The 3,891-nt window shown below is 38.6% G+C and carries 2 protein-coding genes and 2 pseudogenes; 2 read left to right on the plus strand and 2 right to left on the minus strand.

The window, feature by feature from the left end:
• Nucleotides 1–203, plus strand: a pseudogene (locus CIK96_RS02640) (IS1380 family transposase); the annotation flags it as partial.
• 133 nt (nt 204–336) lie between these two features.
• Here CIK96_RS02640 and CIK96_RS02645 read toward each other — a convergent pair.
• Both CIK96_RS02645 and CIK96_RS02650 read right to left on the minus strand, forming a co-directional pair.
• Nucleotides 337–900: an RteC domain-containing protein gene (locus CIK96_RS02645; protein ID WP_052484764.1), complete on the minus strand. Its 564-nt coding sequence runs from the start codon at nt 898–900 to the stop codon at nt 337–339.
• 178 nt (nt 901–1,078) lie between these two features.
• Nucleotides 1,079–3,397 (minus strand): TonB-dependent receptor, encoded by a 2,319-nt coding sequence (locus CIK96_RS02650; protein WP_094439492.1) that lies wholly within the window; start codon nt 3,395–3,397, stop codon nt 1,079–1,081.
• Between the two features lie 297 nt (nt 3,398–3,694).
• Here CIK96_RS02650 and CIK96_RS02655 point away from each other — a divergent pair.
• Nucleotides 3,695–3,891, plus strand: a pseudogene (locus tag CIK96_RS02655) (IS1380 family transposase); the annotation flags it as partial.

The raw sequence follows: 3,891 nt of genomic DNA on the forward strand, positions 1-3,891 counted from the left end.
TGATACACAATTTCTACAAGACCATTATGAGCAGGCTTGACACCAAGGCTTTTGGGCTCAAGAAAACGAGTCGCATAAAGGCTTTTGTCTTCAGATTCATCTCCGTACCTGCCAAGTGGATCATGACAGCAAGGCAATACGTGCTGAATATCTATACTGAGAACCGCGCTTATGCAAAACCCTTCAAAACTGGATTCGGATAAAATCCGTTCCTTATGGTTTTAATCTGCGTATTACCTCAAGTCGCATCGTGGGGTAAGGGGATGGTGGCTACATATTGATGTTGTGCTGTTGCTTTTTACTGAAAGCTGCTACTAACGACTCATAAATCTACCCTTAATCGTGTATTGGATGATAGTTGCGGATTTTAGGATTCAGATAAATTCGCAACATTTCGTTTGCTACTATTTTTGCAACTTTAAAATCGCAAATCGTAGAAAAATTAGGGTCTCTTTCAAAATAAAATGTTTCCATTGTCATTTGAATATCTTGTTTTCCTCTCAGAAAAAAGTACTTATCCAAATGCGTACTTCCCGAACGGTAGTATTTATAGAAATCAATGTTCTTATTGTAGAAATTCTCTAACTGATTCAGTTCATTGATGAAATAATTTTTCAGCACACAATCTTGTCCGTTGGGGCGCATCATTTCGATGTTATACACTTTCCTGTAATAGATTAGTTTACTAAAAAACTTGGGTTTTATTATCTTGAAAAAGAATATTTCATCCATTTCACTTTTGAACTTATAAAACGAAACTATTTCTTTCAATTCCGAGAACCCCTGTTCCAACAGCAATATTATTTGAGGAATATCTTTAATCCTGTCATTTAAATCGAGTTCATGCATCCTGATTTGATGTTCTAATTTTTCTGCAATGTTTTTTATCTTATCTTTCATTTTTATTGATTTTGAGTAAAAAAAAGGATGATATCGTCAGTTGACGACACACAAAGGCGTTCACTGAATTCCGATAGGATTCAGTGAACGCGAAGCAACAACATGTCGCTGAAAGATAATTAGTGATAGATTTGCCAGAAATACATAATACAGAATTTGTTGAAATCAACACCTAATCTTACTTATAACTTCCTTTGATTCCGTAGTCGGTATCCTGATTATTCAGCGATTTAGTACCGACAAGATGAGTTTTTCCGAAATTAAAATTCCAAGTGAGCGTGGCAACGAGAATTCGGGATGCATCGCTAAAACTTTCTCTTCGGAAAGGCGCTTGTGCATTTTTGTTTTCCATAATGGTTCGGGAAACATTCTTAAACGGATTGAACGCACCTATGCCAAAAGAAAAATTAGTCGCATTGTACCGGATAGCCAAGTAGTGATAATTACCATCCTTTATGACGGTTTCGCCGTATAACCTTTCGTCAAAAGGCTGTAGCTGGCCTATCAGCATCCATTTCTTATACATTGCCAAAACATCTGCCCTGTAATAAAAATTAGAATGGGTATGCGAATAGTTGTTCCCACGACTGTCAAAGTGGTTGAAGCCTCCTGTAACCGAAAATTGCAGGAAGTTTTTTATCATCCCTACTTTCAATGTTATCTCCGCATTATACTTATTCCAATCTTTCATGTTTTCGGGCATTGTCAGGAACACATTTCCATGTTCTCTTTTCGATTCCATGATAGGATTGTGTTTGTAGTGATGATGCAGGCTTGCATTGAAAGCGAACAACCCTTTTCTGTTTTCGTAATATAAATTATTATTCAGATTCAGGTACGGTTGAAGCAACAGATTCCCTTTCTCGGCAAGATACGAGTCAAGACGGATTTCCGTGTCGGCCAACTCCATCAGGGTTGGATTCGTTTGACTCATCTCCGCATCATACCGGATAAAAGAATTATCACTGAACCGATAGCCAACCATCGCTTTGGGTAAGAAATGGTAATAGCTTTTGGTAACAGATACATTGGAAAAATGCAGGCGATTCAGGCGAAGTCCCAAGCTATAGCTGAATTTGCCCTTACTATAAAACCACTCTGCAAAAACCGACGATTCCGCCTGATTCAAATCCGATTTGAATTCCTCGCCCTGATTAATTGTCTGCTCTGTAAACGACTGAATATGTTTTATCCCGAATTTCAAATTTCCATGGGCAAATCCTTTTTCGTATATGCCTTCGGCAATCAGTGAATATTTATCGGAAAACAGTTCCGAACGTTCGCTGTAAAGAGTATCAACATCGTTGTATTCGCAGTAATTCCGCGAAGATGCTGCGTTCGCATAACTCCCCACCACATTAGCATATATTTTCTGATTTTTGGGTAAACCATACTGGTAATACAAGTCGATGGTAGGAACATTAATTTTTTGCTGACTTCCGTCAAAAATCAACCCTTTGTCCGTGCCATTCTCTTTTAGAAAACTGTTGAAATCGTTGTGAGGCTGATTGCTCAGATTATATTTCAACTTGGCATTGAAAAAAGCCGAATCGCTCTGCTGATAGTTGTATGTCAGCGAAAAATCATGCTTTTGGTACGAATAATCACCTCCGGCACTGATTTCTTCCCTCAATATAGGGGATGAATTTTCAAACTGATAACTACCTGTGCGATTTCTGTTATTCGTGTTGATGCGTTGAAACTCTGCGGTGTAGTTCAAAGCATATTCCGATTTTCCTTTGTTGAATTTGGCAAAGAAAACATCGCCCCCTGCAAGGATATTCAGCGAGTTCATCAAATCCACACCAACAACACCGCCTTTATCATCCCTTACTACCACGTAGTTGATAACTTTGGAAGCATGTCCGTATCGGATACCTGCATAATCCGAATATTCTATCCGCTTGATTTGGCGGGGTTGCAAGGTCTGAATTTCTTCCGGCGTGGTATTTACGCCGTTAATCTGCAAAATGACTTTCCCGCCGTCGGATGATGAAATCGTATTCAGCATCGGATTGATGTTCAAGCCGGGAAGCATCATTGTATTCAGCAATTGCATTCCGTTGGCAGAATGGCTGATTTGCAATTTTGTCGGGAACACAATCCGTTGGTTAATCTTGTTTATTGTGGAAGAAGCAGAAATCACCACTTCCCCAAGTAACAAAACATTTTCATTCAAATACACATCTATTTGTGCTGATTCCGTCAGATTCTGTATCAAAATCCGCTTTGTTTCAAATCCTAAACAGGATACTGACAGCACATAATTATCTGTGGGAAGATTTTCAAATTCAAATCTTCCGATAGTGTCTGTCGTTGTTCCTTTCAGAAAGACTGAATCTTGTTTGAATAGAACGACATTAGCAAACTCAACAGGTGTTTGCGTATTTTGTTGAAGTACTCTTCCTGAAACATGAATCGATTGTCCGGACACACTTAGGCCGGAATACAGGAAAAATACGATAAGATATAATAATCGAGCTTTATTAAAGTCCATACTTGTTTTCTTATAATGGGTTACGGATACAGATATAGCATCTGCATCATAAACCTCATGAATAAATGATAAGTAACTGTTCAAAATTAATTTTATAAACCTTAATTCCGCAACACTATAATTTAACTTTATTTATAAGTTCCTGAGCAACAATAAGTTGCCTAGGATTTTGCCGTGTCAGATTTTTCACTTATCTTACTGTTGCAATTAGAAAACAAGCGAAAATCGTAACAAGGCGCTGCAAAGGTACAAATAAAATTCGAAAAACTCACACCTTTTGGAGGAATTTTTTCAATCATGGAGAAATTTGACTCCATGCTTTCACCCGTTATCGACTCAACACTGGGTCAGAGATGCCGCAGTATCATCGGATATCAGTTCAGCGAGATAGTCCGTTCGCTGATGAGCGTTTATTTCTGTGGCGGCTCATGCGTGGAAGATGTAACGTCACAACTGATGCGCCATCTCTCGTATCATCCTACCCGGAGGAAACG

Source organism: Prevotella sp. P4-98, from assembly GCF_002251405.1.
Lineage (GTDB): Bacteria > Bacteroidota > Bacteroidia > Bacteroidales > Bacteroidaceae > Prevotella.

Coding starts and splice junctions, on each gene's coding strand:
- CIK96_RS02645 (WP_052484764.1), bottom strand. CDS start 900: ATGAAAGATAAGATAAAAAACATTGCAGAAAAATTAGAACATCAAATC.
- CIK96_RS02650 (WP_094439492.1), bottom strand. CDS start 3,397: ATGGACTTTAATAAAGCTCGATTATTATATCTTATCGTATTTTTCCTG.